The sequence below is a fragment of the Sodalis sp. (in: enterobacteria) genome (assembly GCF_047607725.1).
Lineage (GTDB): Bacteria > Pseudomonadota > Gammaproteobacteria > Enterobacterales > Enterobacteriaceae > JBLKSS01.
Genome location: NZ_JBLKSS010000254.1, coordinates 1 through 3,335 on the forward strand (window position 1 = coordinate 1; position 3,335 = coordinate 3,335).

Annotated in this window: 2 protein-coding genes and 2 pseudogenes; all 4 read right to left on the minus strand. The window is 60.9% G+C overall.

Going from position 1 to position 3,335, the window contains the following annotated elements; translation table 11 throughout:
• Nucleotides 1-25 precede the first annotated feature (25 nt).
• Complete coding sequence (locus tag ACMX3H_RS17795) at nucleotides 26-529, minus strand: hypothetical protein (protein ID WP_415211752.1); 504 nt, start codon at nucleotides 527-529, stop codon at nucleotides 26-28.
• A pseudogene (locus tag ACMX3H_RS17800) lies at nucleotides 526-1,614 on the minus strand (phage protease). The gene ACMX3H_RS17795 and the pseudogene ACMX3H_RS17800 overlap by 4 nt, the downstream one beginning before the upstream one ends.
• A gap of 260 nt (nucleotides 1,615-1,874) precedes the next feature.
• The gene (locus ACMX3H_RS17805; protein WP_415211753.1) at nucleotides 1,875-2,357 is read right to left on the minus strand and encodes a phage virion morphogenesis protein; all 483 of its coding nucleotides are present in this window, start codon (nucleotides 2,355-2,357) and stop codon (nucleotides 1,875-1,877) included.
• A 228-nt stretch (nucleotides 2,358-2,585) separates the two neighbouring features.
• Nucleotides 2,586-3,335, minus strand: a pseudogene (locus tag ACMX3H_RS17810) (hypothetical protein); the annotation flags it as partial.

Consider the following 3,335-nt stretch of genomic DNA (forward strand, 5'->3'; position numbering starts at 1 on the left):
GCTATACAACAAACCCACCAATAATTCAAGACGTCCTCCACGGGGCGCTTACGTTAAAGGTGAGTTTAATGTTGCAGAAAATCACCCTTAAATTTGCGGCATTCACTAACATATGCAGTTTCTCCTTATTCGACCCAGACGCCCGCTGCGTCAAGCATGATGATGGTGCCTGCGGCTGACCGGCTGGCGGCGGTGCGCTGCCATCCGTCGCTGCGACTGTCTGGTTATCCACCAAATAGGCCGGCTTGCCGACATGCTCTTGCTTCACCGAGCCGTCGTTCTCCCACAAAAACGCCTTGTGGCGGCGCACCAATATGTGCTGGTCGCCGTTGCCGCCCTTGCTGTTGCCGATAGCCTCATCAGCCCGCCCGGCATACACCAGACCCTCGCCACTCTGGTCGTTGACGGCATAGCCGTCCTTAAGACAGACGATAACGCCGGCCGGGATTATTTCTTTCGCCGCCACCGGATAGGGCGTCAGCTCGCCGTCCCGGTACGGGGTATTACGGTCCTGCGTGGTGGCGGTCATGGCTGCACCTCATCTTTCATCATGTTGGCAATGGTCTCGGCGCTGTGGCCAAAGGCATGACAGGCGGCCAGCGCCGGCGCATCCAATGCGCCCAGGGGCGATGGACGCGCCTCGATACCCTGCGGCGCAACGCCGCCGGTCTGCAGCCCCGACAGGGCGGCAATCGGCTGACGGGTGGCCAGGTGCTCACGCAGCAGCGCCACATCTTTTTCACCCAGCCGCCGCGCTCAGTCCTCATCCGCCCCCGCGAGCACGCGGCCATCACTGAGGGCCGCCGTCAGCAGGGTATTGACTTCGTTACCACTCAGCTGACGACCGAGTGCTGCCACCTGCTCACGCAGCTCATTGACCACGCTGACCGGGGCATAGGCAGCCGGATCAGGCGGTGTGGTGGTCTGCTGTGACAGCGCGGCAATCTGGTTATCCTTCTCGCTGAGCAGCGACAGCAGATTGATGCGAACCGCCGCCGTACCTTGTCCTCCCGACAGGCGGTCGATGAGTTTTTTCAGCTCAACCGTCACCTCGTCAGCCGTGGCCGACAGCGGCAGATTCAACATCCAGCGCAGTTGTTCTAACAGTTCATCCACGTTGTTTTCTCCCGTGAGTTGTTGTGACGCCGCAGCCAGCAGCGCCTCCATACCGTCAAGCGCCGGCACGTTGGTCAGCGCGGCATTCAMCAGACAGGTCACATTGCCCTGCTTGTCGTACCGAAACAGCGGGGAGACAAMRCGGTACTCCCCRRCKGCAATCATGGTGCKGGCGCGCTCGGTCCATTCGACATCCACCGCAAACAGCCCCTGGCSCTCGACCCATYCCAGCTGCGAATACCAGCCGGCGGCCGGGGCGGGCTGGCCATTCTCCCTGGCATGGATAGCCTGGTGCTCATAGTCAAAGCAGTAAGGAGTCTGACACGCCTGGGCAGCGTCAATTAAACTCCGGGCCTGGGGGGCGTCCAGCCGCCAGTGCGCCACGTCGGTGGGACGCGTATCCTGCGTGCGAAAGGTGCCGGCCGGAAACAGCTGGACANGGGTGCCGGYGCTCTCCAGCGCCACGGTCAGTGCGGCAAGGCGGACGGTGTTTTTCACGCGATGACGGTCCCAGAAACATGATCCATGGAAAACAGCCTAACGCCTGGGGCGGGTATCTCATCGTGACGGGGNTGTARGGGGTAATGGTGGAGGAAGAAAAAAAACAAAAACGGACTGCCATCAGACTACACCGCTGACGCGGGCGGCGATACCCCGTTTAAAACCCGTTTAAATCGCGCCAGAATCGCTTAACGCGGTTTCACCCGCATCATCGCCTGCCTGACTATCAAAAAACGCGCCACGGCCTTTACAKGGCGTCACTCGTCCAGCGCACGCTGGAGGTAATCATTGACGGTGTGCGCCAGGGCCTRATARTCCTSGTCGGTCARACTGAGAAAGGGCYGCGCCGGKATCGTYGAGCCGGGGTGATTGACGTTTTTTACYACCCGACCGTTAAAAGCCAGCGCTTTCTTATAGCGGGGGCGAATGACATGGGGCCGGGTGGTGCCTCCCTGCTGGTGAATACGCGCATACACCACATTGGTCCCCACCACGGCCAGGTCGTTATCGGCGTCGCTGTCAATGGAGGCGGCCAGCCGCCCCGACTGCTGCAGGATTTTGCCGACGCGGTCAACGGGCAGCCAGCGCGGGCGGCCTTCCTGCTCGAAATTCTCCATCACCGCGTCATACATTTCTTCACTGAGGGGGCGCATTAACGGCTGGCGGTGGCTCAGGGACTGCGCCAGTCGCGCCAGGGCCTGGCGCAAGGTGTCGGGCACGGTGATCGTCACATCTATCATGGTGATACCTCTTCTGACGGCCTGGGTCAGTGTTACTTTGGCAGGGTGGGCCAGATTTCAATTGGTAGTGACACATGCGAATCAGTGATCGGGGGAAATCAGAATCGCTGGTCGGGCGACCGGAATCAGTGATCGGATGAAATCGGAATCGTTGATCGGGCGACTGGAATCAGTGATCGGATATCGCCGGGAACAGCTGATCGGATACGTCGGGATCTGCACTATCATTTACTCCAGCGTGCCCCACAATACCTCATCACCCGCCTGATGTTTGAATGCGTCCAGATCACTGACGGTATCGACAGCACGAACAGTCAGGGAAGCTACCTTGCTGTCGGCAGCACCGGCGGATTGACCTGCGACCAGGCCCTCTATCGCCACCACGCCTTGACGGGCGCTCTCCTTCAGGTCGAAGACGTACAGCAACACCGGCGTCGTCGGATGCCGGCGGTAGAGGATGGCGCACGGACGATACAGCGACGACACCAAAGCGGACCAGAAGGTCGCGGGCAGCTCGTCCTGCTTGCTGTCGCGTGGGGCGTGCAGCAGGTTGGCGTCCGTCAGGGTGATCATTGCCGAGTCCGGCATCACGCCTTTGCCGGCCAGCGCGTCCACCACGGCAGGTCTTAATGCGCCGACAGGACGAAAGTCGCTGCGCGCCTGCCGCTGTGCCATCACCTGGCTTATCCAGTTACTGGTATCGCGGTTTAAGGCACTAAGCACCGCCGGCTGGCCTAGCGTTTCCTCTACCGCCTGCGCTGTCAGCCGGGTATCGACGCGGGCGGCGCGGTTGAGCAGCTGCTCGTCGAGATGGCGGAGGTAGCCTTTGCCGGGGTTCAGATGAAAGCCCGCATCTGGGGTAAACACCTGGCCGGTTTTGGGGTCTTTAAATCCCGTCACTGGGCGCGTCTTACCGTTAACGCCCTGCGGCTGGTCAACCGTGACGCGATAGTCGTCGGTGGACTCCAGCCCGATGGG